22 protein-coding genes are annotated in these 25,040 nt (G+C 71.1%); 13 read left to right on the top strand and 9 right to left on the bottom strand.

From position 1 onward, the window contains the following. Positions 1-12 precede the first annotated feature (12 nt). Both ACWEFL_RS09565 and aztB read right to left on the bottom strand, forming a co-directional pair. Complete coding sequence (locus ACWEFL_RS09565) at positions 13-1,245, bottom strand: hypothetical protein (RefSeq protein WP_451710022.1); 1,233 nt, start codon at positions 1,243-1,245, stop codon at positions 13-15. Then, entirely contained in the window at positions 1,239-2,132 is an 894-nt protein-coding gene (aztB, locus tag ACWEFL_RS09560) for a zinc ABC transporter permease AztB (RefSeq protein ID WP_451709838.1), read from the bottom strand. Before aztB ends, ACWEFL_RS09565 begins: the two co-directional genes overlap by 7 nt. 48 nt (positions 2,133-2,180) lie before the next feature. Here aztB and aztA point away from each other — a divergent pair, with 48 nt between their 5' ends. After that, positions 2,181-2,888 carry a zinc ABC transporter ATP-binding protein AztA gene (gene aztA / locus ACWEFL_RS09555; protein WP_451709835.1) on the top strand — a complete coding sequence of 236 codons (708 nt, stop codon included), beginning with the start codon at positions 2,181-2,183 and terminating at the stop codon, positions 2,886-2,888. A 137-nt stretch (positions 2,889-3,025) separates the two neighbouring features. Here the strand turns inward: aztA and ACWEFL_RS09550 are convergent, their stop codons facing one another. Next, positions 3,026-3,367, bottom strand: a complete 342-nt coding sequence (locus ACWEFL_RS09550; RefSeq protein WP_451709832.1) for a DUF3040 domain-containing protein — start codon at positions 3,365-3,367, stop codon at positions 3,026-3,028. A 465-nt stretch (positions 3,368-3,832) separates the two neighbouring features. On the opposite strand from ACWEFL_RS09550, the gene ACWEFL_RS09545 reads away from it, so the two are divergent. Beyond that, a complete protein-coding gene (locus tag ACWEFL_RS09545) occupies positions 3,833-4,042 on the top strand; it encodes a hypothetical protein (RefSeq protein WP_451709829.1) in 210 nt (69 codons plus the stop codon). A gap of 84 nt (positions 4,043-4,126) precedes the next feature. Here the strand turns inward: ACWEFL_RS09545 and gyrB are convergent, their stop codons facing one another. Continuing rightward, a complete protein-coding gene (gene gyrB / locus ACWEFL_RS09540; protein WP_451709827.1) occupies positions 4,127-6,160 on the bottom strand; it encodes a DNA topoisomerase (ATP-hydrolyzing) subunit B in 2,034 nt (677 codons plus the stop codon). Positions 6,161-6,805: 645 nt separating this feature from the next. Here gyrB and tap point away from each other — a divergent pair. Together tap and tpg are read left to right on the top strand one after the other, a co-directional pair. Then, a complete protein-coding gene (gene tap, locus ACWEFL_RS09535; RefSeq protein ID WP_451709824.1) occupies positions 6,806-9,031 on the top strand; it encodes a telomere-associated protein Tap in 2,226 nt (741 codons plus the stop codon). A gap of 4 nt (positions 9,032-9,035) precedes the next feature. Beyond that, positions 9,036-9,593, top strand: a complete 558-nt coding sequence (tpg, locus tag ACWEFL_RS09530; protein WP_451709821.1) for a telomere-protecting terminal protein Tpg — start codon at positions 9,036-9,038, stop codon at positions 9,591-9,593. Between the two features lie 108 nt (positions 9,594-9,701). On the opposite strand, the gene ACWEFL_RS09525 is transcribed toward tpg, so the two are convergent. Beyond that, complete coding sequence (locus tag ACWEFL_RS09525; RefSeq protein WP_451709818.1) at positions 9,702-10,556, bottom strand: helix-turn-helix domain-containing protein; 855 nt, start codon at positions 10,554-10,556, stop codon at positions 9,702-9,704. Here ACWEFL_RS09525 and ACWEFL_RS09520 point away from each other — a divergent pair. The 6 genes from ACWEFL_RS09520 to ACWEFL_RS09495 all read left to right on the top strand — a co-directional run bounded on the left by ACWEFL_RS09520 (position 10,555) and on the right by ACWEFL_RS09495 (position 15,563). Continuing rightward, positions 10,555-11,046 (top strand): DUF2000 family protein, encoded by a 492-nt coding sequence (locus tag ACWEFL_RS09520; protein ID WP_451709815.1) that lies wholly within the window; start codon positions 10,555-10,557, stop codon positions 11,044-11,046. The genes ACWEFL_RS09525 and ACWEFL_RS09520 overlap by 2 nt on opposite strands. A gap of 216 nt (positions 11,047-11,262) precedes the next feature. Then, a complete protein-coding gene (locus tag ACWEFL_RS09515; RefSeq protein ID WP_451709813.1) occupies positions 11,263-11,916 on the top strand; it encodes a maleylpyruvate isomerase family mycothiol-dependent enzyme in 654 nt (217 codons plus the stop codon). Between the two features lie 4 nt (positions 11,917-11,920). After that, complete coding sequence (locus ACWEFL_RS09510; protein ID WP_451709810.1) at positions 11,921-12,541, top strand: TetR/AcrR family transcriptional regulator; 621 nt, start codon at positions 11,921-11,923, stop codon at positions 12,539-12,541. A 450-nt stretch (positions 12,542-12,991) separates the two neighbouring features. After that, positions 12,992-13,270: a polyprenyl synthetase gene (locus ACWEFL_RS09505; RefSeq protein WP_451709808.1), complete on the top strand. Its 279-nt coding sequence runs from the start codon at positions 12,992-12,994 to the stop codon at positions 13,268-13,270. Further along, positions 13,263-14,315 (top strand): polyprenyl synthetase family protein, encoded by a 1,053-nt coding sequence (locus ACWEFL_RS09500; RefSeq protein WP_451709805.1) that lies wholly within the window; start codon positions 13,263-13,265, stop codon positions 14,313-14,315. Before ACWEFL_RS09505 ends, ACWEFL_RS09500 begins: the two co-directional genes overlap by 8 nt. Positions 14,316-14,396: 81 nt before the next feature. Beyond that, positions 14,397-15,563, top strand: coding sequence for an oxygenase MpaB family protein (locus ACWEFL_RS09495; RefSeq protein WP_451709802.1), 1,167 nt, complete (start codon positions 14,397-14,399; stop codon positions 15,561-15,563). A gap of 49 nt (positions 15,564-15,612) precedes the next feature. On the opposite strand, the gene ACWEFL_RS09490 is transcribed toward ACWEFL_RS09495, so the two are convergent. From ACWEFL_RS09490 to ACWEFL_RS09475, 4 genes are all read right to left on the bottom strand, one after another. Next, positions 15,613-18,381: a cation-translocating P-type ATPase gene (locus ACWEFL_RS09490; protein WP_451709799.1), complete on the bottom strand. Its 2,769-nt coding sequence runs from the start codon at positions 18,379-18,381 to the stop codon at positions 15,613-15,615. Between the two features lie 2 nt (positions 18,382-18,383). Next, the gene (locus ACWEFL_RS09485; RefSeq protein WP_451709797.1) at positions 18,384-19,385 is read right to left on the bottom strand and encodes a polyphosphate kinase 2 family protein; all 1,002 of its coding nucleotides are present in this window, start codon (positions 19,383-19,385) and stop codon (positions 18,384-18,386) included. 344 nt (positions 19,386-19,729) lie between these two features. Continuing rightward, complete coding sequence (locus ACWEFL_RS09480) at positions 19,730-20,515, bottom strand: hypothetical protein (RefSeq protein ID WP_451709795.1); 786 nt, start codon at positions 20,513-20,515, stop codon at positions 19,730-19,732. A 191-nt stretch (positions 20,516-20,706) separates the two neighbouring features. Beyond that, positions 20,707-21,432 carry a hypothetical protein gene (locus ACWEFL_RS09475; RefSeq protein ID WP_451709793.1) on the bottom strand — a complete coding sequence of 242 codons (726 nt, stop codon included), beginning with the start codon at positions 21,430-21,432 and terminating at the stop codon, positions 20,707-20,709. A 781-nt stretch (positions 21,433-22,213) separates the two neighbouring features. Between ACWEFL_RS09475 and ACWEFL_RS09470 the strand changes: the two genes are divergently transcribed. The 3 genes from ACWEFL_RS09470 to ACWEFL_RS09460 all read left to right on the top strand — a co-directional run bounded on the left by ACWEFL_RS09470 (position 22,214) and on the right by ACWEFL_RS09460 (position 24,994). Further along, a complete protein-coding gene (locus tag ACWEFL_RS09470; protein ID WP_451709790.1) occupies positions 22,214-23,299 on the top strand; it encodes a PP2C family protein-serine/threonine phosphatase in 1,086 nt (361 codons plus the stop codon). Positions 23,300-23,576: 277 nt separating this feature from the next. After that, complete coding sequence (locus ACWEFL_RS09465; protein WP_451709788.1) at positions 23,577-24,029, top strand: hypothetical protein; 453 nt, start codon at positions 23,577-23,579, stop codon at positions 24,027-24,029. Between the two features lie 479 nt (positions 24,030-24,508). Further along, positions 24,509-24,994: a hypothetical protein gene (locus ACWEFL_RS09460; protein WP_451709786.1), complete on the top strand. Its 486-nt coding sequence runs from the start codon at positions 24,509-24,511 to the stop codon at positions 24,992-24,994. Positions 24,995-25,040 lie beyond the last annotated feature (46 nt).

Genomic DNA, 25,040 nt, shown 5'->3' with positions numbered 1-25,040 from the left:
TCTTCGCCGTCGTCATCGCCCGGTCTCCACCATGTGCGTGGGAGCGAAGCCGAGTGGGAAGGTCCGGGCGACCCTCAGACCGTCGTTGTAGTCGATCTCGTAGACCTTCTTCGCCGAGGAGTCGTTGATGTACGCACGGGACGTGTCCACTTCGATGACCGCGGCCCCACCGTCCCGCGCCCCGGCCGCCGACGGGGAGACGAGTCGCCTGCGGGCGGTTTCCTCGCCGGTGGCGGGGTCGTACGCGGTGAGGACGCCGTCGGGGGAGAGGGCGAGCAGCGGTGCGCCCTCACCCGCCGTGTTGGCGGCGACGACCGGCCCCGTACGGACCCGTTTCCAGCCCGGCCCGGAGACGTCCAGCAGCCAGACTCCGTCACCGCCCGCGACGGCCGTCAGCGTGGTGCCGCCGGGCCGGTGGCGGAAGCCGACGGCCCGGTCCCGCGCGTCCGTCACGGCGGGGTAGGCAATCTTCTTCCCGGTGAACACCCCGCTCTTCTCCGAGACCAGCAGGGCGCCGTCGGCGCAGCCGAGGACGACGCCCCGGCGGGTGACGGCCGCACCGCTCGTCCGGCCGCACCGCTCGCCCAGCGCCGTGACCCGGTCGCTGTGCCGGTCGCGTACCTCCACGGTGTCCCGCCCCGGTCCCGTACCCGGTACGAGGAGATGTCCGCGGTAGGGAACCACCGAACCGGACCCGGTGCCGGGGCCCGGTTCCGGCTGGCCGAGTCTGCCGTCCTGGAGGTCCTCGCGGTCGAACAGACCGGTACTCGCGTCGTCGTACGAGACGGCGGTGAGGGCGGTGTCGCTGTGCACTCCCGTCGCCCGTTTGCCGCGGATCTCCCCGAGGTCACGGGCCTCGGCGCGGTAGTGGTGCACATGGTCGCCGTGGTCCACCGTCCACGCGCCGCTGTCGACGACGTGCGTTCCGCCCGCGGTCGCGACATAGGCGAACCGGCCGTCTCCGGCGATCCCTCGAGGCCGGTGCGCCGTGGCCACAGGGGTGATGGCACCCGTGGCCGGGTCGAGTATCCGGACCGTGCCGGAGGCCGCGTCCGCCAGCACCAGCCGTGACTGCTGCTCAGCGGTCTCCTCGGCGCCCGGGATATGGCCGTGGGGCGTGGCGGCGGGTGCGGCTTCGGTCGGCGACCCGCCGTCGGCGGAGCCGTCGCGGCATCCGGACAGCAGGGCGGTGGTCGCGATGAGGGCCGTCAAGGCGGCCGCTTCCAGCTTCTTCGATCTCATGATGAATGCCCGGTTTCCGTTCGGGAGCGGCTCGCCGGTGAGGAGAGGCGGGGGAGTGCGCCCCAGCGGCTCCGCGGGCCGGCGAGGAAAGTGGAGAAGAGTGCGGAGAGGAGGAACTGGACGACCGCGCAGGCCGCGATCGTCGCCCCGGCCGCGGTGGCCAGATGCCAGGACACAAGCAGCCCGGTGAACGTCGCGCTCACCCCGAGGCAGGCCGCGCCGACCATGATCACCGGAATGCTCCGGGCCCAGGGGAGCATCGCCGCGGGCGGCGCGATGAGCAGCCCGAAGACCAGCAGCGTGCCCACGATGTGGAACGAGGCGACGATGGCCAGGGTGAGGAGCCCCAGCAGCGCGATATGCGCGGCGCGGGGCCGCAGTCCGAGCGTATGGGCCTTCCGCTCGTCGAAGGCCAGGGCGACGAACGGCCGGTGGCCCAGGACGGAGACGACCAGGGCGAGACCCAAGGCAAGCGCCAGATGGACGAGGTCCCGCCCGCGCACCGCGAGAACGTCGCCGAAGAGGAACCCGGTCAGATCGACGGCGAAGGACTGGGACCGCGAGACCACGATCACGCCCGCCGAGAGCATCCCCACGAAGAGCAGACCGATGCTCGTATCCTGTGACAGCCGCCGTGCCCGGCCGAGCACCGAGACGCCGAGGGCCATCATCGCCGCGCTCACCGCCGCCCCGGCTATCGGACTTCCTCCCAGCAGCGAGGCGAGCGCGACGCCCGGAAGCATCCCGTGTGACATCGCGTCACCCAGGAACGCCATCCCGCGCAGTACGACCCAGGTGCCCGCCAGGGCACAGATCGACGACACGAGCACGCCGCCCCACAACGCCCGCTGCACAAAGCCCACCTCAAAGGGGCCGATCAGCCAATCCATGAACGGGAACCTATAATGAAAATGATTATCAATACAAGGAGGGGTTGAGTGAAGGACATCGGGAAGACGCGGCGGGTGGTGCTCAGCGGGGTCTCGGCCGGCTACGGCGGGCGCCCCGCTCTCCGGCAACTGACCGCTCACATACCGGCGTTGGCGACGACGGCCGTCGTGGGGCCGAACGGATCGGGCAAGTCCACCCTGCTCGGCCTGCTGGCCGGGGTGATCCCGGCGACGACCGGAACGATTACCCACGGCACCGACCGGACGGCGGCCTATGTCGTGCAACGGAGCGCCGTGGCCGACGACCTGCCCCTCACCGTGCGGGAGACCGTGGCGATGGGCCGATGGGCGCACCTGGGCCTGTGGAGACGGCCGTCGGCACACGACCGGTCCGTGGTGGACGCATGCCTGGACAGAGTGGGCATGCGTGGGCTCGCCGCGCGCCAGCTCGGCCAGCTGTCCGGGGGTCAGCGCCAGCGGGCACTGGTGGCTCAGGGCCTCGCCCAGGAGGCCGATCTCATCCTCCTCGACGAGCCGGCCGCCGCGCTCGACACCGTCGCCCGGCTGCGGATCTCCGAAATCCTCGGTGAGCAGGCCGCGCAGGGGACCACCGTCGTGCACGCCACACACGATCTGGCGGCGGCCCGGCTCGCCGACCACTGCCTGCTGCTGCACGAGGGAAGGCTCCTCGCCGAGGGGCCCCCTTCCGAGGCGCTCACCGACGAACTGCTCCACCGGGCATGGCGACTCGGGTGACGTGACGAACCGCGGTCCGCGACAGGAATCCGGAACATCCAGGGGGAGCACACCTGTTGGAGCGGATCGTCAGCATTCGCGCCGACGACGGCTGCCGGCGGCCGTCGGCTTCAGCCGGGCGACTCGTTCCCTGCGGTTCAGACGAAGGGTTTCGGAGGGTGCGTCCGGTCGGTCTGGGCCGTCATCCAGCGGAAGACGGCGCGGAAGGCGGCAAGCGTGGTCAGCAGCCAGCAAGCCGCGAAGGCCCAGATCACCCCCGTATCCGCGGTCGCGAGCCCCGACGCCAGAAGGCCCATCGAAGCCAGGAAGAGTACGGCGACGAGACGCCCGTGGGGCTCGCACGCCCGAAGCGCGTGCCGCAGCCGGGTGCGGACGCCGAGGCCGAGGAGCCTTCCGCGAAGAGCGCGATCCTTGCGCAGACCGCGTTCCAGTTCATCGAGTATCCGCTGCTCGCGGACGGTCAGACGGCGTGTCGCCATGGCCCTCACCTCCAGAGGGTGACATCGCCCGGTACCCCGTACGCTCCCAGTTTCCCAGCGATCGGCGGGTTCGTCATGCCGGGTGTGCGGGCGGCGGCACGGGCGCGGTGTCCGGGACGGCTCCGGGGCCGCCGTTCACCAGCGCCGGACCCCTCGGGGCGTGCCGCGCGGCGGCACCTCTGGGCCTGCGGCTCCGGTTCGGCCGCCGTGACCGGGACGGCGCACCCCGTACTCCGTACATCACCCAATCGATCAGCGGTCCGCCTTCCGTCGGCGTCGATGATCGGACCGGGACCGGTGGCCGATGGGCCGGAAGGCGGTCGTCGCTCACACCGGGCGGTGACCCCGCGTGATCCGATCGGCCCAGGACGTGCTCGGTCTCCACGGTCGGCGCGGAGCGCGGAGGTACGGTCGCCGACGTCGCTACCCGGACAGACACCCCCCCCACGAACGAAGGACTGACGTATGCGCATCCGTACCGCCATGGCCGCCCTCGCGCTGACGGCCGCGGGGATCGTCGGCACCGCCACCACCGCCACCGCCACCGGCCATGACTTCGGCGATATCAACATCGTCAACAACCAGGAGTACAACGTAGTGACCGGGTGCAACCCGCACTTCGTGCTGTTCGCGCCGTCCGCGCAGTGCGGGATCTTCCACATCGCGACGCCGTAACGGCACCTCACGCCAGGGCCCTGTCCGGATACCCGGACAGGGCCCTTTGTCATCGTCCCGAGGGGACGGGAGCGGTGCCCGGGGTCAGATGTCGAGGAAGCGGACGTCCTTGGCGTTGCGCTGGATGAAGTGGCGGCGGGCTTCGACGTCCTCGCCCATCAGGACGGAGAAGAGGTCGTCGGCGACGGCCGCGTCATCGAGGGTGACCTGGCCCAGGACCCGGTGGTCGGGGTCCATGGTGGTGACGCGCAGTTCCTCGGCGTTCATCTCGCCCAGGCCCTTGAAGCGCTGGATGGAGCCGTCCTTGATCCGGCGGCCGTCCTGCCGGCCCCGTTCCAGGAGCATGTCGCGTTCGCGGTCGGAGTAGGCGTATTCGACGTGGTCGCGGCTCCACTTGATCTTGTACAGCGGGGGGCGGGAGAGGTAGACGTGGCCCTCCTCGATCAGTGGGCGCATGAAGCGGAAGAGGAAGGTCAGCAGCAGGGTGCTGATGTGCTGGCCGTCGATGTCGGCGTCCGCCATCAGGATGATCTTGTGGTAGCGGAGCTTGGCGATGTCGAACTCCTCGTGCACGCCTGTGCCGAACGCGGAGATGATCGCCTGGATCTCCTGGTTGTGCAGGATCTTGTCGATCCGGGCCTTCTCCACGTTGAGGATCTTGCCGCGGATCGGGAGGATCGCCTGGTACCGCGGGTTGCGGCCGGACTTGGCCGAGCCGCCGGCGGAGTCTCCTTCGACGATGAAGATCTCCGACATCGCCGGGTCGTTCGACTGGCAGTCGCTGAGCTTGCCCGGCAGTGAGGCGGACTCCAGCAGGCCCTTGCGGCGGGTGAGGTCGCGGGCCTTGCGGGCCGCGACCCGGGCCGTGGCCGCCTGGACGGCCTTGCGCACGATGTCCGCGGCCTCGTTCGGGTTGCGGTCGAACCAGTCGGTCAGATGCTCGTGGACGATCTTCTGCACGAAGGCGCGCGCCTCGGTGTTGCCGAGTTTGGTCTTGGTCTGGCCCTCGAACTGAGGCTCGCTCAGTTTGACCGAGATGATCGCGGTCAGGCCCTCGCGGATGTCCTCGCCGGAGAGGTTGGCGTCCTTCTCCCGCAGCAGTCTCTTCTCGCGCGCGTAGCGGTTGACCACGGTGGTCAGTGCCGTGCGGAAGCCCTCCTCGTGGGTGCCGCCGTCATGGGTGTGGATGGCGTTGGCGTAGGAGTACACGCTGTCGGTGTACTGGCCGTTCCACTGCAGGGCTGCCTCGGCCGACAGCAGCCGTTCCGTTTCCTCGGCGGCGATGGTGATGACCGAGGGATGGACCGGTTCGCCCTTGCGGGCGTTGAGGTAGGCGACGAAGTCGGTGATGCCGCCGTCGTAGCGGTAGGAGACCGTCTTCGCCGCCGGGTCCGAACCGGCTTCGTCGGCCGCGGCCGTGGCGCGCGCGGAGGGCCGTTCGTCGGTGAGGGTCAGGGTGAGCCCTCGGTTGAGGAAGGCCATCTCCTGGAAACGCCTGGCCAGTGTCTCGAAGGAGTACTCGGTGGTCTCGAAGATGCCGCCGTCCGCCCAGAACGTCAGGGAGGTTCCCGTCCGGGAGGTGGCCTCGTGGCGGGCCAGCGGGGCGGTGGGAGCCCCGTCCTCGTAGTCCTGCGTCCACCGATGGCCGTCGGTCCGGATCTCCGCCGACAGCCGGGTCGACAGCGCGTTGACCACCGACAGGCCCACACCGTGCAGACCCCCGGAGACCGCGTATCCGCCGCCCCCGAACTTGCCGCCCGCGTGCAGCACGGTCAGCACCACCTCGACGGCCGGCCGCTTCTCCACCGGGTGCATCCCCACCGGGATACCGCGGCCGTTGTCGACCACCCGCACCCCGCCGTCGGCCAGGATCGTCACGTCGATCCGGTCGGCCACCCCCGCGAGCGCCTCGTCCACGGAGTTGTCCACGAGTTCCTGCACCAGGTGGTGCAGCCCCCGTTCTCCCGTGGAGCCGATGTACATTCCCGGCCGCTTGCGCACCGCGTCCAGGCCGTCCAGAACAGCGATCGCGTTGGCGTCATACGACGCCGTCAAGGCATGGCCGGGCTGCTGGGATTCGGGGGTACCGCTCGCGGTGCGAGTGTCGTAAGTGGTCACAGACGCTCTCTTTCGGGCATGGCGGACCGCGCTCCCGCACCGTGGTGCGGGAGCGGCCGGACGGCTGGCGGAGACAGGGCGGGCAGCCCAAACAGGGCCCCGGAGGCTCAGGAGCCTCGGGACCGTTGACTACCGGGACGCCGTCCAGGATATCGAAGATGCCCCTTGCCGATGGGGCGAGAAAGCCCTCATGCGCTGCTGTGCCGCTCTTGTGTGGCGTGAGTCAATCCCCCCTGCCTCAACCCCTCGAAAACGCGGCAGATGGCCCCCGGGGGCTTTCTCGGCGGCTTGTCGCGTAGTGACTCAGGCGCTGATTCCGGCGTGACCCTCCGCGGGTCGCCGGTCGCCCTGCGTCAGGCCGCCGGCCCCCGGCCTCGCGCCTGACCCTGCCCCGGTGGAGGGTGCCGTCGGAGGCGGCGTCAGGCGTTGGCGGTTGCCGCCGGTCGATGGTGCTGACGACATGAACCGCGGCCCCGGCCGGTGCCGCTGCCGGGCCCCGGCCGAAACGGCCCACCGGCCGCGACGTGGACAACGGCACCGACTCCGGATCCCGCGCCGCCCAGGCGACCTGGCCCCCGCGAGGGTTAAAGCCGTCCCGGATACGTGGGTTAATTTCTGTTAGTTTCCGGGGGGAGGTGACGCGTAGTGCCCACTGAGGAAGAGCTGTTCGACGCGGTGGACGCGCTGTTGGAGGGCGGGCCGCAGCTGCCGCCCCCGGCGGAGCGGGCCCGGCTGCGCGAGGCGGCCGGTGTGACCCAGAACCGCCTGGCGCATGTGCTGAGGTCGACGCCGCAGACGGTGAAGAACTGGGAGAACGGACGGTCCGAGCCGCGGCCTCCGCGTCTGCAGGCGTATCAGCGGCTCCTGGAGGGCTGGGCGGCGAAGTATCCGGCCGGACCGCCACCCGTGACCGCAACTGAACCCGCTCCGGCTGCCGCACCCGCTTCTGAAGCCGCTGCACCTGGACCCGGTTCTGCTCCTGCACCCGAACCTGTTTCGGTTCCCGCACCGGGTCCGGTACCGGTCGGCGTACCGGAAGCGTCCATCGGCTCCGTCGAGAAGCCGGCCTCAGCCCCGTCCGCTCCCGTCCCGCCGACCGTCGCCGCACCTCAGCCGCAGCCGCAGCCGCAGCCGCAACCGCGGCCCGTCCCGGCTGGCGGGCCGATGTCAGGCCCCCGTGCGAAGACGGCGCCCACCTCGGTTCCGGCCGCAGCGGATCCCCGGTTTCCGCACGGGCCGCTTGTCGTGCTGGACGGCGACGGCACCGCGTACGGCGTCGACGGCATCGTGCTCGAGTGCCCGGCGACGACGATCCCCCGGTTGGTGGAGTGGACGCTGAAAGAGGCCGGGATCGGGGCGGCCAGACTCCACCGCAACGGCAAGGACGCCGACCCGCTCGTGGTCCTGACGGAATCCGCCGCCGTGCGATTCGGGCTCCCGGCCCGGCTCGAGGGCGCGGAGGCGCGCCGCTCGCTGCGGCTCCCGGAGGACCACCGGGTCGTCAAGGAGATCGCCCGCGCGAAATGGAAGCTGACCCAGCGCGGCTTCGGCCCTTGGTCGCGTGTCTACCGTCCGGCCACGGCCGGACGGCGACAGTGCGTGCAGCTCGCGATCCTGTCCTGGGACGCGCTCGACGCCCGAGCCTGGCCCGGCGCGGACCGGTTCCCCGCGGCGGAACTCGCCCGCGTCCTCGGCGTCTACGCCCGGCGGGTCATCACCCCACGCGGCTCCACGGCCGTCTCCGGCCTCGAACTGATGACCGCTCTCAGGCCGCCGACCCGCGCGGTGAAGGACCCGACGGGCGTATGGGTGTCCGGCTACAACCCCGGCTCCCTCGGCAGCGATCCGGTCGACCCGGCACCGCCGGAAGCGCCGGCAGAGCACCCGGTCGCGCGCGGCTGGACCGGAGGGTTCCTGGACGAGGAGGCGTACCAGTGGGTGCGGGACCCGCGACTGCTCTCCGACGAGGAGTGCCTGCTGCCGTACGCGGTCGGCCTGGACATCAACACGGCCTTCCTCGCCGCCGCTTCACGGCTGGTCGTCGGTCTGAGCGGCCCCGAGCGCGTCCAGCGCCCGCGATTCGACAAGAAGATCCCCGGCAGCTGGTACGTGGACCTGTCCCCGGTCGAGGTGGACCCTCGGCTGCCGTCGCCGTTCACGCCGTCCGGGCAGCGTCCCACCGGCCCGGCCTGGTACCAGACCCACACCGTGGCGTACGCGGCGGAGCTCGGTTTCGAGCCACAGCCGATCGAGGCGTATCTGCGACGGGAGACCGGAGCGTTCCTGGATCCGTGGCATGACCGGCTCAAGGAGGCGTACGTCGACACGATGGCCGACCTCGGGGTCACCAAAGAGCTGGACGATCACCGGTTCCTCGCCGCGATGGAACATCACAAGCAGAACGATCCTGGGATGGCGGCCGTACTGGCGGCGATCAAGTCGACGGTCAAGGGCGGCGTGGGGAAGCTGCGCGAGCGGCCCCAGGGACGGCACTACACCGAGGGGGAGCGGTGGGGTGCGCTCGAGCGCCCGACGTGGCGGCCCGACATCCGCGCGGCGGTCATCTCCAAGGCACGGGTGAACCTGCACAGGAAGATGGCCAACACCGCCCGCGCGACCGGCCGGTATCCGCTCGCCGTGCTCTCCGACTGCGTGGTCTACGCGTCACCCGGCCCCTCGCCGCTGGACTTCCTGCCCTACACCACGTCCGGCAAGCCGCTGCCCGGATCATTCCGCGTCGGCCTGACGCCCGGTCTGGTCAAGGTCGAAGGCGTTCAGGAGGTGGCGTGGGCCGTGGACCTCATGGAGAAGGGCCTGAACCCGGCCCGCCACATCAAGGGCGGCGACGCCGTCCTGGACGAAGGAGAGTAGAGCCGTGGGGGACATCGCCGATGCCCTGGACCGCGCAGGGCAGGAGACGTTCACCCGGCAGCCCCCCAAGTCCGCGGTCGCGCGGATGCGGCTCCTGGTGAAGGCGGAGAACGGCTCCACCCTCCGGGCCGCGACCCGCCTGGGCGTCTCCCAGCGCACCGTGGAGCGCTACCTCACCGGCCAGTTCAAACGGCCGCGCCCGGCCCTCGCGGACGCGCTCGCCCGGGAGACGGCGAAGGTGTGGCAGCCCCGTGTACGCGAACGCCGCCGCCGCCGGGCCGCCACCTCCACCGGCATCACCGTCGAGACGCGCGCCCGGTTCGGCTACACCGCGCCGATCGGCACCACCGACGACCCCCGGATGCGCCGCCTCACGGTCCACCTTCCGCCCGTCTACGCGCACCGGCTCTTCGAGGCCCGGCAGCAGGGCGCGAGCGACCGGCTCCTCCGTGGAATCGTCGCCGAAGGACTGCGGGAGATCTACTTCCAGGACAACGGCCACCGCGCCCAGGGACTCGATGTAGAGATCACCGACATCGACTATCTCGACGTCTCCTACTGAGAGGATCCTCGCCCCGATCGCCCCGATCGCCCCGGTGGCGGCCGCCATGCCGGAGTGCGACCGGTGTCACCACGGCGGCCGTCAAGTCGCCGGGCCGTCGGCACGCCCTCAACCGGACTTCCCGGCACGGGCGTACTGTCCCGGTGTGGTGCCCACGACCCGCTTGAAGTGGCGGGTCAGGTGGGACTGGTCGTAGAAGCCGGCGGCGGTCGCCACCTCGCCCGGCGGCCGGCCGTCGAGGAGCAGGCGGCGGGCCAGGTCGACGCGTCGGGACGTCACGTACTGGTGGGGTGCGATGCCGAAGGCGGCGCTGAACGCACGTACGAGATGCGTGGGGTGGGAGTGGAGCAGACGCGCGGCCTCCTCCAGGCTGACGGACTCCAGGAACCCCTCGTCGAGGAGGTCGCGCAGTCTCCGGGCGACACCGCGGTCGGGCGCCGTACCACCGACGGCCCGTGTGGGGCGCAGGTGGCCGCGCAGGCGCTCGGCGATGAGGGCCAGACGGCTCTCCGCCTCGAATTCGTCTCCTCGGGCGGCGAGAGCCGTGTGGAGTTGTCCGACGCGTCTGCGCAGGACGGGATCGGTGAGATCCGGGCCGTCGACCGCCGGCCCGATGAAGCTCTCGTCCAGCTGTGTCATGTCGAGGTAGAGCACACGTTTGCGGAAGCCGTGAGGGGTGGCGGGCGAACCGTTGTGCGGGACCTGCGGCGGGAGCAGGCTGACCGTGCCGCCCGGCGTGCCGCGCTCGCGGCGGCCGAGGTCGTAGCGGACCGCCCCGGCGTCGACGATGAGCAGGGTCCAGGCGTCGTGGACGTGCATGGGGTACGCGTGCTCGGTGAAGTGGGCGTGGAAGACCTCCACGACACCCGCGACCCGCGGGCGCCAGGCGGAGACCTCCTGCGTGCGCGTCACGCAAAGAACGTACAAGACGGAGCAGGCACGCACCCCGGAGTCTCGGAGCATGAGAACCGACGAGAAGACCGAGGCCGCGACCGCGACCGGTGCCGGGGGCGCTGCCGGTGCGGGCGATGCGTCCGTGCCCGCCCGCTTCGACACGAAGATCGCCGTTCTGCTCCGTGACGATCTGGAGCCCTGGCAGCGGCTGAATGTGACCGCCTTCCTGGTCAGCGGGCTCGGCACGGCGGCACCCGAGGTGATCGGCGAACCGTACGCGGACGCCGACGACACCGCGTATCTGCCGATGTTCCGCCAGCCGGTGCTGGTCTTCGAGGGGACGGCGGAGACGCTGACCGTCGCGCACGGTCGCGCGCTGGCCCGCTCGCTGCCGGTGGCCGTGTTCACCTCGGATCTGTTCGCCACGGGCAACGACCGCGACAACCGGGCAGCCGTACGGGCGGTGGGAGCCGCCCGGCTCGATCTGGTCGGGATCGCCGTCTACGGCCCGCGCAACGCGGTGGACAAGGTCCTCAAGGGCGCGCGGATGCACCCCTGAGCACGGCACCCTCGCCGCGGAGGATTCCGCGTACGGCGTCGAGCGGCCCGACGGCCGGGCTGGCGGTCGGGTCGGCGGTCGGGCCGAGGGGTGTACCCGTCACTTCGGCCACCCCCGCCGTGCGGCACGCCCTCACCTATACATACAGGCTGCATGTATGTATCGTCGGCGGGACCGCGGCCGCGACCGGCCGCCACAGCGGAAGGAGTCGACGACATGACCCTCACCAAGGCGCAGGTGGTGCGGGGACTCGCCACCGAGTTCGCGGCGTTCGCCGAGCTGACGGCGTCACTGGAGGCAGCCGACTGGTCGACACCGACCCGGTGTGAGGGCTGGCAGATCCGCGATGTCGCAGGTCACGTGACCGCGAACGCGGTCGACTCGCTGGACGGCACCATCGGTACCCGCAGCCCGGACGAGCAGGCACGCGCACTGCGCGACGGCACCCCCGAGGAACTGGCCGCCACCCTGCGGACAGCGGCCGCCCGCCTCCGCACCAACCTCGACGGCCTCGACGACGACATCTGGACCGCCTTCAACCACCGCTACCGCCGGACGGTCGGCAACGGCGTCCTCACCCTGTGGTACGACGCCTTCGTGCACGCGGACGACATCCGCACCGCGCTCGGACAGCCCTCCTCGCTCGGGCCCGGCCTCGCCGCGAGCGTGCACTGGCTCGGGTCCGAACTCCAGCGGCTCGACCGCGGGCCGGTGACCCTCACGCTCGACGGCCTGGAGCCCCTGGAGATCGGCACCGGCGGCCCGGTCGTCACCGGAGACCCGATGCGCTTCGTCCTCGCCGCCTCCGGTCGTATCGACCCCGCGGCGCTCGGCCTCGACGCCGGCTTCAACGTGCACTCCGTACGATGAGGCCATGACGAAGAAGGCCGAACAGGGCGACGCGACGCGCAGACAACTCGTCGAGGCGGCGATCGCCCTGTTCACCGCCCACGGCTACGCGGAGGCGTCCACCACACGGATCGTCGAGCGGGCCGGCGTCACCCGCGGCGCGCTCTACCATCACTACCCCGACAAAGAGGCGCTGTTCGAAGCGGCCTACACGGCGGTTCAGAAGGACGTCTATGCCCGCTGCGCCTCGGCCGCGGAGACGGCCGACGGCGACCGCGTCACCCGGATGCTGGCCGGCATGGACGCCTTCCTGTCAGCGTGCCTGGAACCCCCGGTCCAGCGCATCCTGCTGCTGGAGGGCCCCCTCGTCCTCGGCTGGGAACGGTCCGCGCTCTTCGACGACCCGCACTGCGCACGGCAGTTGCTGCGCGCGGCACTCGTCTCGGCCGCACAGTCCGGGCTCATCCCGCCCGAGCAGGCCGAGCCGCTGGCCCATCTGCTCTACGGCGCGCTCCATCAGGCCGGGGTCTCCGTGGCCACCGCCGCCGACCCAGCCGCGCAACGGGCCGTCATGAGCGAAGTCGTCGGCGACCTCGTCTCCTCCCGCCTCCGGGGCCCGTCGAAGGCCCGCACCGCCGCCGGCTGACGGTACGTCTCTTCCCGTGAAGCCCCTGGCGGGGAAGCGGCTCGACACGATCCGGCGGTCCCGTCCCGGCAGCCCTGTCCCGGCAGCGACGAACCCGCCGCCCGGAAATGCGGTACGGCCGGGCTCCGGGGCGCTTTGACTGCTCGGCCGAAGTTCCGCGACCCCGCGACCCCGCGGACTCCGGCGGGACGCCGGTCCGTCCGGGAGTCGCGCGTCCGAGTCGATGCGGTCGCGGGCGCTCTCGGGGGCGCTGCTACAGCGGGATCCGGGCGTACACCGGCGCCCGCTGACCGCGGACCGTCCGTGCCGACGCCCCTCGGTCATCGCCGTGCCGACCTTGTCACCCGTTGGTGAGTTCCCGCACCCCCGCGGCCTCGCATGCTCCACGCTCATGCGTGGCGGCACCGACCATGCCGTCCCGGTACAAAGCCGACAGGGGAGGGGGAGGACATGAGTCGTGCAGGGTACGGCGGAGGTCCGGGGAAGAAGGCGGTCCTGCTGATGGCAGGGCTGGCCGATCTGGCCGTGGACGCAGTCGGGTCCGCCGCGGGGACGGTGCGGGGGCTGCTCGGCCGGTCGGACCTGGCCGAACTGGCGGGCGACGCGTCCCAGGACCTCACCGCGCGCGGCCGGCTGGCGCTGGACCGGTACGTGGCTCCGCCGCCCGCCTACCTGGAAGTGCTCGCCCGGCGGGCCACGACGCGTCGGGCGGCTGACGGCGATGACTGACCGGTACGAGGCCGCCGAGTTCAAGGCCCGCGTCGACGAGGTGCTGACCGGGTTCGTCTTACGGGAGTCGGACGAGCTGCTCGCCATCGACGCCGACCTCCTCCCGGTGGCCACCCAGGTGGAGGCGGCGGTGGCCGACGGCAAACGGCTGCGGGCGGCGTTCTGCTACTGGGGCTGGCGGGCGGCCGGTCAGCCGGACAGCGACGCCCTCGTACGGGCCGCGGCCTCCATGGAACTGGTGCACGCCGCCGCGGTGGTGCACGACGACATCATCGACGACAGCGCGCTCAGACACGGCAGACCCACCGCGCACTCCGCACTCCGCACGGCGCTGCGCCACCGGCCACGCGCGAAGCGCGCGGGCAGGGCGCTGGCGATGCTTGTAGGCGATCTCCTGATGTCGCTGGCCGGGCAGTTGTTCGTCACCAGCGGCCTGCCCGCGGCCTGTCTGGCTCGCGCCCGCCCGCTGTGGGCGGCTCTGGCACGGGAGCTGATCGCCGGAGAGTGCCTGGAGATCCTGCGGACCGGCGCCGTACCGGACCTCGACGACTCGCTGAAGGTGATCCGGTACAAGACCGCGAAGTACACCGTCGAACAGCCCATGCTCATCGGCGGTCTCCTGGCCGGCGCCGGCGAGGGACTGCGGGAGGAGTACTCCCGCTTCGGCGTGCCGCTGGGGGAGGCGTTCCAACTCCGCGACGACCTGCTCGGCCTGTTCGGCGATCCGGCCCTCACCGGCAAGTCCAACCTGGACGATGTGCACGCCCGTCGGCCCACCGTCCTGCTGGCGGAGACCTGGCGGCTGGCCGATGAGGCGGAGCGGAAGCGACTGCGCGGCCTGCTGGGTCGGCGGGACGTCGGCAGCGACGGACTGGAGGCGGTGCGCGCGCTGATGACTCGGCTGGCGGCGCCCGACCGGATCGAGCAGATGATCCGTGCGCGAGTCGAGGAAGCCGCCTCTGTCCTGCACGGGATGGCCGTTCCGGAGATCGCCGAGCGCGCCCTGGAGACGCTGGCGCACTCCGTGACCGTCCGCCGCCACTGACCCGCGCCACAGCAAGAGCAGTTCACCGGTCTCCCGGACCGCGCGCCACAGATCTGTTCCCCCTGAGACAAGGAGCCAGTGATGGTCTACACGGAGTCGTCGATGAGCATGCTGCGGCAGACGGGCGACGAACTCGCCGACGCCACCGTGGCCACGCTGTTCGCGCGTGGGGAGGTCGGGAAGTTCAACACCCTGATGCGCTACGTGTCCACCGCGGGGGCCCCGCTGCCCGACGGGCTGCCCGAGGTCGCGCGGGAGTACCTTCACGCGACGAGTGCGCCGCCCGCGTGGGTGGACTGGGACGAGATGGAGAAAGCCCGGCTCTTCTTCATCGACAACAACGTGCACATCTCCACCGCCCTGTCCTTCGCGTCCATGCCCGCCTGCTACGTCGTGCCCCGTGTGGCGAAGCTGCTGTCGGCCACGCACTCGCTGGAGTACCCCTCCAAGCGGATGGCGGAGACCGGCCAGTTCACCGTCTACCTCATGCAGCCCGGCGCGTTCGAAGCAGGCAGCCGCTTCATCCCCGCCGCCCAGAAGGTCCGCCTGCTGCACGCCTCCATCCGCCACCATCTGAGCCGGGGCGGCCACTGGGACGCCAAGGCGATGGGAACGCCGATCTGCCAGGAGGACATGATCGGCGGGCAGATGTTCTTCTCCCTGCTGGTACTGGACACCTTGCACCGGCTGAGCATCCACATGAGCGTCGACGGCGCCGAGGCGTACTTCTACGCCTGGCGCGTGGTCGGCGCGATGCTCGGCGTCCAGCAGGACCAGGCACCCGAGGACCTGGAGTCCGCCCGGCAGTTCCTCGATCTGTATATGACCGGGCAGATGGGGCCGAGCGAGGAAGGGGCCCGCCTCACCCGGCAATTGATCGACCTCTACGAGGAAGTGGTTCCCGGCACCTTCTTCGATCCGGTCGTCCCGGCGCTGATCCGCTACCTCATCGGCGACACGTGCGCGGACTGGCTGGACGTACCGAGCACCGCCTGGGACTCGGTGGTGCGGGCCGTGCCGCAACTGCTGGGCGTCCTGGAGACCATCGAGGACCGGTCCCCCCTCGGCGCATGGGCCCTGGACCGGCTCGGGCACCTCACGACCGTATTCGAACTGTCGTCGCTCACCCGTGGCCGAGTCATGCACTACGCCGTTCCGGAACAGCTGAAGAAGGACTTCGGCGTCTCCTCCACCGTCCCCCGCACCCGCCGCTGGACTCCACCCGCCTCCACGGTCGGCCCGCACTGACCGCCGCCGCCCGGTACGGCGGCCGCCTCCTCCCACTCGACGGCTGCCGTCAGCCGGGCGTCTGGAACGCCGGCACCGCCGGCCGCGCCCGCGCCGCCGCACGTGTCCGCCGCGTCCTGCGGGCGATGAGCTTGCCCGCCTCCCAGGCGACCAGAAGCGTGAGCGCCGCCAGCAGGGCCCAGCCGAACTGCCGCAGTTCGAGCCGGGTGGTGCCCAGGATGTGGCGGAACGCGTCCATCTGGGTCACCAGGACGGCGAGCACGAACTCGCCCAGTGCCGCCCAGTTCATCTGCTTGCTGTCGAACGTGGACGCCCGAAGGACGGACTCCGTCTCGCTGCGGCATTCGAACGCGGCGACGATCAGACAGAGGGCGAAGGCCGTGAACGCCATCGAACTGCCCGTCTCCACACTGCCGAAGCGACGCTCACCCAGTTCGATCAGCGCGAGCAGGAGCGCCGTGACGGCCAGTCCGGCGAGCCCGACGGTGATCAGCAGCGGCCCGGTCAGCACCGACTCCCCCCGAGGACGCGGCAGGCGCCGCATGAGGCCGGGGCTCTCACGGTCGAAGCCGAGGGCGAAGCCGAAGGGGGCGTTGACGATGAAGTGGATCCACAGGACCTGAGCCGGCGTGAACGGCTCACCGGCCGCGATGTTGAGGACGGTCGCGCCGAGGAACGTCAGGACGAAGGCGACCAGCAGCAGAAGGACGAAGCGGATGTACTTGGTGAGGTTGTCGTAGAGCTTCCGGCCCTCCTCCACCGCGAAGACGATCGTGGCGAAGTTGTCGTCGGAGAGGATCATCCGGCCGGCGTTCTTCGCCACGTCCGTGCCGCTGCCCATCGCGATGCCGATGTCGGCGGCCTTGATCGCGGGAGCGTCGTTGACGCCGTCGCCGGTCATCGCCACGACGTCACCCTTCTTCTTGAGCGTGTCGGCGAGCAGCACCTTGTGTTCCGGCGCGACCCGTCCCACCACCCCGATGGAGTCGATCCGGGCCAGTCGCTCGTCTTCCGGGAGCGCGGCGAAATCCGCTCCGAGGACGGCGTCGCCGGGGATGCCGAGCCGGCGGGCGATCGCGGCGGCGGTGGTGACATCGTCCCCGGTCACCATGCGGACCCGGATGTGGGCGTCCTGCGCGGCGGCCACGGACGCCCGGGACTCGTCGCGCGGCGGATCGACCATGCCGGCCAGGGCCGTCATCCGCAGCCCGGTGACATACGCGAGGAGGTCGCCGTCCGGGTCGAAGCCGGCGGGGTCGAGATCACGGGTGGCGGCGGCCATCACCCGGTGGCCCTCGCCGCCCATGCGTTCCGTCTCCTCCCGGGCGTGCCGGCTCAGCTCCGCGTCCCATGGGACGGTCCGCCCGGCCGAGAGCGCCGTCGCCGCCCGCGCCGTCACCGCCGGAGCCGCGCCCTTGACGAAGCACCGCACCACCGGGCGGCCGGAGTCGTCGGCCGTCGAGTTGAAGGTGGCCATCAGCTTGTAATCCGGGTCGAACGGCAGCGTCGCGAGCCGCGGGAGAGCTTGCCGGGTGGCGTCGATCGCGAGCCCGGCCTTGTGACCGAGGACCAGCAGCGCGCCCTCCGTGGGATCGCCCACGACCGTACGGTCCACCAGTCTCGCGTCGCTGGCGACCAGGAACGGGAGGATCGCGTCCTCGACGCTCGCCGTGGATCCCGCGGCGCGATGGATTCTTCCTTCGAGTCCATACCCGGTGCCCGAGACGGTGTACCGGTCGGTGGGGGTCACCACCTCGACCACGGTCATCTGGTTCATCGTCAGCGTGCCCGTCTTGTCCGAGTTGATCGCCGAGGTGAAACCCAGCGTCTCGACGGACGGCAGCTCCTTCACGATGGCGTTCCGCTTCGCCAGGCTGAGGCTGCCGACGGAGAGGATCACCTGCGTCACCGTCGGCAGCGCCTCGGGAATGGCCGCGATGGCGAGGGAGACCGCGCTGACGAACAGCGTGTCCCACGCCTGCCCTCGGGTACGCCCCAGGGCGAACATCACGATCATGGTCAGACCGGCGGCGCCCGCGATCCACAGCGTCAGACTGTTGAGCTGCCTGGTGAGCGGTGAATCCTCCTTCCGGGTGGCGGAGAGCATTCCGGAGATCTTGCCCAGCTCGGTGCCGGCTCCCGTGCCGGTGATGATCAGAACGCCGCTGCCGTGCGTGACCGGGGTGTTCATGAACGCCATGTTCGACTGTTCCCCGGGGCCCAGGCCGTCTTCCGGCAGCGTGCCGGAGTCCTTCGCCGAGGGCACACTCTCCCCTGTCAGCGCGGACTCGTCGATCTGGAGGGCGCTCGACGCGACGATACGTCCGTCCGCCGGGACCTGGTCCCCGGCGGCGATGAGCACGATGTCGCCCGCGACGAGCTGCTCGGCGGGGATCTCCGATTCGGTTCCGTCACGCCGTACCCGCGCCGTCGCCTTCATCATCGACTTGAGCGCGTTCATCGCGCTCTCCGCCTTGCCTTCCTGACGGAGGCCCACGACCGCGTTGAGCAGCGTCAGCAGGACGAGCAGGATTCCGGTGCTCCACTGCCCGATCGCCAGCGAGACGACCGCCGCCACCACGAGGATGATCTGCATATAGCTGCGGTACTGGTCGAGGAAGCGTCGCCAGGCCGGTGGCGGCTTCTCCTCGGGCAGCGCGTTCGGCCCGTTCGCCGCCAGCAGATCGGCGGCCAGCGCCGCCGGCAGGCCGACGGCCGGATCCACAGCGAACGCCGATGCGACATCCTGCGGCGAGCGCGCGTACCAGTGTGTCGCGGCTGGGGGCTGAGGGCTCGCCGGGCCCGGCTGTACGGCCATCGTCACTCCTCGGATCCGGCTCGCCCCTTGCGCCCGGCTCGCCCCTTGCGTTCCGCGCGCACCGCGCCCGGACGGGACGCCGCGTACGGATCCGCCGGAGCCCCCTTCGGGGCCTCCTCCTCCAGCTCCCGCCTGGCGGTGCGCAGATCCTTCCGGGCCTGCTCACCGACCGTGGGGTACTGGGGATCGATCTCCATCAGCGTGTGGACGAGAACGGCCCCCGCGCAGATCCGCGCGAACCACTTCCGGTCCGCCGGCACGACGTACCAGGGAGCCCACTCGGTGCTCGTGGCGGACAGCATCTCGGAGAACGCGTGCTGGTAGTCGTCCCAGAACCGTCGCTCGCGCACATCGGCCGCGGAGAACTTCCAGTTCTTCTCCGGGAGGTCGATCCGTTTCATGAAGCGGGTGCGCTGCGCCTCTTTGGACAGATTGAGGAAGATCTTCACCACCTTGAACCCGTTGTCGGTGATGTAGCGCTCCCACTCGTTGATCTCCCGGTAGCGCCGCTTCCAGATTCCCGCGCGCCGCGCGCTGGGCGGCAGCCTCTGCCGGTCCAGCACGTCCGGGTGCACCCGGACGACGAGGACCTCCTCGTAGTGCGAGCGATTGAACACCGCGATCTCCCCGCGCGCGGGGAGCCTGCGGGCGTACCGCCACAGATAGTCGTGGTCCAGCTCCTCCGCGGACGGCACCTTGAAGCTGCTGACCTGCACCCCCTGTGGATTCATCCCGCTCATCACATGACGGATCGTGCCGTCCTTGCCTCCGGCGTCGAGGGCCTGGAGACAGAACAGCACGCCGTACGTGTCCTGAGCGGCCAGCCGCGCCTGGTACTCGGACAGCAGCTCGACGCCGGTCCGCAGCAGCTCCGCACCCTGCCGCTTCTTGAGATGGGCCTTGTAGCGGGGGTCGAAGTCCTCGGCGAGACTCACCTCCGTACCCGGCTCCACCCGCAGCGGCTCGATGAACTCCGCGATGCGTTTGGCTCTCTTGTCCGTCACGGCCTACCAGCCCTTCTCCCTGGGAACGGGGCTCCCTCCACGCTCCGCCCCGGCGACGGGCCCGGCAACAGCGGAAGGGCTGGTCAGGTGAGCCCCGCCGACGCGGACGCCGACGCTGCTGTCGCCGACGTACTCCGAAGCGGAGTTGGGGTATCCGCGAGGCCGCGTGTCCCTGGGGGAGCGCCGTGCCGGGGGCGTAGGGAGGGGGCGTAGGGCCCACACGGCAGAGCGCTCGACCGCCGGTGCCCTACGCCCTGAACGTCGCCCTGTCGCCCTGTCGCCCTGTCACCCCGTCGCGCCGGGGCCGCGCGGGGCCGGCCGTCAGAGGTTCAGGGGTCTCGGTCTCAGACGCTGGGCCGGCTCCCGGTCGGTTCGGCGGTTCTCCATTCGCCTCGGTCGGCCGGACGCAATCGCCCGAGGATTCCGGATGCCCGCCCGGCTCCGGCGGTCAGACGTTTGATCCGCTGCTGCGAGCCGGACGCGCGACGCGTCCACACCGCACCCTCGCGCGAGGTCAGCGGCTCTTCCCCGGGGGCGGCCGTGATCACATTTCCTCCCATGAGGACCATCTGGCTCTCTGCGGGATCGGCTTCGCGGCACTGGGGAAGCACGGGCAGCGCGGGCAGCGCGGTGTTGTGCGGTGTGGTGCCGGGGTTCGTGAGGGTGTGTCTGCGTTGCTGGATGAGCTGATAGCGGTGGAGGGCGTCTGTGGCGTGGGCGGTGTTGGTGTCGGTTCCGGTGGTGAGTTGACTCTGCGTGTGGAGGAGGTCCTGGTGGATTGCGGTGTAGGCGCTGCAGAGCTTGATGGCTTCGGTGGCGCGGTCGTGGAGACCGGTGACGTGGGGGGCGGCGAGGGTGAGTGCGGCGAGAGCGGAGAGGGTGGAGATCAGTGTCTGCGCGTAGAGCGGCGGAATGCCGGCGATGAGGGGCCAGGCGAGCAGTGCCGTGGTGAGGCTGAGCGTCGCCGAGGCGAGGGTGTAGAGACGCGCTCGGTGCGCGAGGCGGGCGGCTTCCCTGGGCATGGTTTTCGCCCAGTGGGCCGCGGTGTCGATGCTCTGCTGGAGAAGTCGGGACATGGCCGTCTCGGTCGCCTTCTTGGGCTGCCTGAGTGGTTTGGACAGCAGTTTCATGGCTCTCTCAGGGGTGATGGGGTGCGTTGACAAGGAGGGTGTGGGCTTGTTCCGTGCGGTGTCGGCGCGCGCGGTGGGGATGGGCTGTTCGGGTGTTGGGTTCGCCGCTGGTGTGGTGTTGTGTGCGGGAGACCCCGGCCCGATTGCGGCGGGCCGGGGTCTCCATGCTGTTGCTGTTGCTGTTGGTGTGGCTACTTGCCGCGCTCTTCCTCGTGGTGCTCCTCCTCGTGGTGGCGCTCCTCCTCGTGGTGACGCTCGTGGTGGTGGTGGTGGCGGCGCTCGTGGTGGTGGTGGCGGTGCTCGTGGATGACGCGGAAGCTGCCGACGACGCCGTGGCGGACGTGGAGGCCGCCGTCGCCGAGGTCGCCCTCCTTGCCCTCCTTGCCTCCCTTGCCTTCCTTGCCTTCCTTGCCGTGGTGGCGGTCGTGCTCGTGGGGCATGACGCCGTTGCTGGAGCTCCAGGGACCGACGGTGGCGAGGGGGGCGCCGTTGTCGCAGGTGGCGCCCCGGAAGACCTCGACGGTCCGGTGGCTTTCGTTGCGGATGTTGAAGGTCTTGGCGCCGAGCCCGCTGATAACGGTGATGCAGCCGCCGGGGTGGGCGGAGTAGGTCCGCTCGTTGAAGTCGATCCGCCCCTCGCGGTGACGGTGGTGGTGATGGTGGTGGTGGCGGTGGTGGTGGTGCTTACGACCGTGTTCCTTGCCGCGCTCGTGCTCCTTGCCGCGGTCGCGGTCCTCGTCCTCCTTGTCGCGGGAGCCTCCGATGTCACTGCCGGCGGGGATCGCCGTGAGGGCGGCCTGGTGGACGGCGGAGGTCGTCTCGGGGGCCGCGGCAGCGGAGGCGTAGGTGACGCCTGTGGCGACGAGCGCCGCGGCGGCCGCGACTGCGGCTGTCATGGCGATGTTGCGCGTGGTCATGTCGTTCCCTATCTCTGAGACATCGGCTGAGGGGCCGGTCCGTGGGTGGACACTCCGATAATCCCTTTATCTGCCATTTCGGACACGTAGGGGAGGGGGCGGGAGAGGGCCGAGTGGACGTAAACGGGGCCCCATACGATGCCCGGACGGCGTCCGGCGCGGTCGTAAGTGGCTTGGTGCGGCGGCTGGTTGAGCGCGTGTTGGTCTGTCCGGGCGATTGACGTCCTGTGCTCACTCCGTCGGCCCCGGCGCGGGCGGGTGAGGGCCGGGGAAAACACCGCACGACGCCGTTTCTGAAGGTCTGTCATCTGTCGTCTGGCGGTTCCGATCTGAGAGAGCGGTCGTTCTGACGCGGGTCGGCGGGGGAGGGGTGAGAGTTCCCCGGACCGGACCCGGCCGACGCTTCGTACGGCCGGTGACGCGGCTGCGCGACAGCCGGCCGCTCTGCGCGGCGGGGCTCCGGCACGTACGGCGACGGCGGTGAACCGGTGGATCACGGCCCCGGAGTTCTCCGAGTTCTGAAGATCCGGGAGGCGGCAAGCGGGGGCGGCTGTGCCCGGGTGGTCCAGGCGTCCGATCGGCCTGCCCGGACGGTGCGCGTCGCGCCGTGTGTCGCCTGCCGGCGTCCAGGAGTCCGTCACGAGGTCCGCGTGGGGCGGGCCGGGCGCCGTCGCGGCCGGCGGGCTGGTCTGTTTGGGCTCTACCGGGTCGACGTACGGGCGGGCCGGGCGCAGGCTGGAGCGGCTGTGGTGGTCTCCGCCGGATGGGAGGGAGTGGGTCCGTGAGGCGGCAGTGGTTGCAGTGGTTCGTGCGGCTGTTGCCCGCGCTGCTGATCGCCGGGGGCGCGCTGTACGCGCTGGTGACGCCCCGGCAGTTCACGGCGGCACCGTTGTTCGTCGCCGCGCCGCTGGCCGCCGCGCCGTTCGCCTCGTTCGCCGGCACGCTGGTGACGGGACTGGCGGCGACGATGGCTGTCACCGTACTGCATGTTCATGACAGCACCCTCACCGAGGCGCAAGCCTACACGGAAGAGTTCACTTTGCTGACGGTCTCCGTACTGGCGCTGTTGATCAACGGGCTGATCCGGCGGGGCGGCGAGCGTCTGGCGTCCGCCCGGCAGATCGCCGAAGCGGCGCAGCAGGCCGTGCTGCCCGCTCCGCCGCGGGAGCTGGGCGGTCTGCTCATCGCGGCCCGCTACGTGCCGGCGGTGGCGGACGCCCTGATCGGCGGCGACTTCTTCGCCGTGCAGGACACCTCGTACGGGGTGCGGCTGGTCGTGGGGGACGTGCGCGGCAAGGGGCTCGGTGCTGTGGGGATGGTGGCGGTGGCCGTCGGGACATTCCGTGAGGCAGCGGAGCGGGAGAGCAGCCTGGAGTCGGTGGCCGACTGGCTGGACGGGGCCCTGGCCCGCGAGGCCGAACGGCGCTACGACCAGGACGGTGACGAGTCGTTCGCCACCGCGGTCCTCGCCGAGATCCCGCACCACGGCTCGGTGGTACGGCTCGTCAGCCGGGGCCATCCCGGTCCGCTGCTGCTGCGGGCCGGCGCCACACCCCGCCTCCTGCTGCCCGCCCGGCCGGCGCTGCCACTGGGAATGACCGGACTGGTCGGAACACCGGCCCGGACCGAGGAGTACCCGCTGCCCCGGGGATCCACCGTGCTGCTCTACACCGACGGCCTCACCGAAGCCCGCGACCGCCGCGGTGTCTTCTACGACCCGGTCATCGGGCTCGCGGGCCGGCCGTTCACCACACCCGGCGCTCTCCTGGAGACGGTGATCGGTGACGTCCAGCGGCATACCAACGGCAACGTCACCGACGATATGGCGCTCCTGGCGCTCACCCCCGTCGGCGTTCCCCGTTCCTGATCCCGAAGCGTTGTGGATCCGGCGCGTCGGTCGGCCCGACGCCGGTCGGGGAGCCCGACGGCGACGGGCGGGGCGGTGGGTGGCGCGGGCCGTGTCCCCGAAGGCGATCCGGCAGGCGGTCTCTCCGCCGGGGCCGACGGTCGGCGGGCCGGTCGTGATCAGCGGGTGATCGAAGAGCACGGATGCGACGAAAGACACCACCTTCGCCGTTTCCCATGCGTCACACAGGCGGGTCCTCCATGATGGGGCCGTCCATCGACCGCCCCTTGGGAGAAACATGCGTACCCGCATCACCACGGCCGCCTTCGCCGCCGCCGCACTGCTGGCGCTGACGGCGTGCAGCGCCGAAGAGGAACCGGCAAAACCGGTCGCCGACAAGCCCGCGGCCAACAGCGGCTCCGACGCCGGCTCCGACGCTGGCAGCGGCTCCGACGCGATGACGAAAGAGCAGCAGGCCACCGCCCGCGAGGCCGCCGGAGTCCCGGAGGACCCCACCGGGGCCGAGCGCACCGCGTTGATCGCCGCCATCGCCAAGGCCGCGCCGGACGCGGCCAAGCACGAGGCCAAGGCCGTCACGGCCGCCCTGAACCAGTGCGCGGCGATCCACGCGAAAGCACCCAAGCTGGACCTGCTCGCGTCGCAGCGCTTCAGCTACAACGGCGTCAAGACCGACGAGACGCAGGGCAAGCAGCTCAACCAGGCCCTCAAGGAAGGCTTCTGCAAGGTGTAGCACCCTTGCGGCCCGGCTGGAATGTGCGGCGGCCGGGCCCCTACGCCCCCAAGGGGCAGGACGGCAGCCCCCAGAATGCCCCCTGCGAAGCAGGCCGGTTCGCCGGTCCGGGATCCCGACCGGTCCGAGCCGTCGGAGTGTCCGGTGCCCTCGGCGGGCGGTGAACCCGGCGACACCCCCGACCCGCCGCGTACAGCACGCCCGCCCCTCTGCCATCGCTCCGGTCCAGTCGCCCTACGGGCCGCGTCGTCCGGGGAACGGTCGCCCGACGACCCGTGGCTCTCCAACTTCCGCCGGGCCGCGTCGAGTTTGATCGTCGTCGGCACCTCGCGGCCGGGCCGCCGTCGCTGGTGACGCCGGGAGTGCTGTGGGAACCTTCACGAGGCATGCGCGCACCGCACCCGCCAGGGTGCGGCTCCCGGAGGTGACGAGTGATGCACCCGGCCGAACCGCCCCGACCCCGCCATCGGTTCGATCCGGTGTCCCGTCGGCCCGAACCGGACCTGAGCCGGCTGCGTCTGCCCGCATCCTCCCGGGTGATCCCGGCGGCGGCCGGAGGCCAGGAGGAGTTGGTCGTTCTCGTCGTGCTCCACTGGGACCCGGCGGCGGTCTGGGACTTCCTCATCGGCCCTGTGGGGCTCGCCTGCTGGCTCGGGAACGGGGTGCGGCTCCCTCCCGCCTCGCCGGACCAAGGGGCGGGCGACAGCGACTGGGAGCCGTACGAGACCGCGGACGGCTACACCGGCGAGATACGGATCAACCACCTGGGCCACTACGTCGAACTGACCTTGGACGCGACCCACGTCGTGATCTCGGTCGGCCTGTCGGCGGCCGGGCGCGGGCCCAGGCTGACGGTGATCCGCGTGCGCCAGCGGTCCCGGCCGGACCGGGCCGACCGGGAGCGCAGGCAGGCGCGCTGGGAGGCGGCGCTGGACCGGATGGCGCGACTGATCGTCACCCGCTGACCCGGAACGGCGGTGCGCCCGGAACGGCGGTGCGCCTGGGCCGTTG

The organism is Streptomyces sp. NPDC004838 (assembly GCF_053600955.1).
The sequence above is the reverse complement of the archived record's forward strand: the minus strand, read 5'-3'. Positions and strand labels throughout refer to the sequence as shown.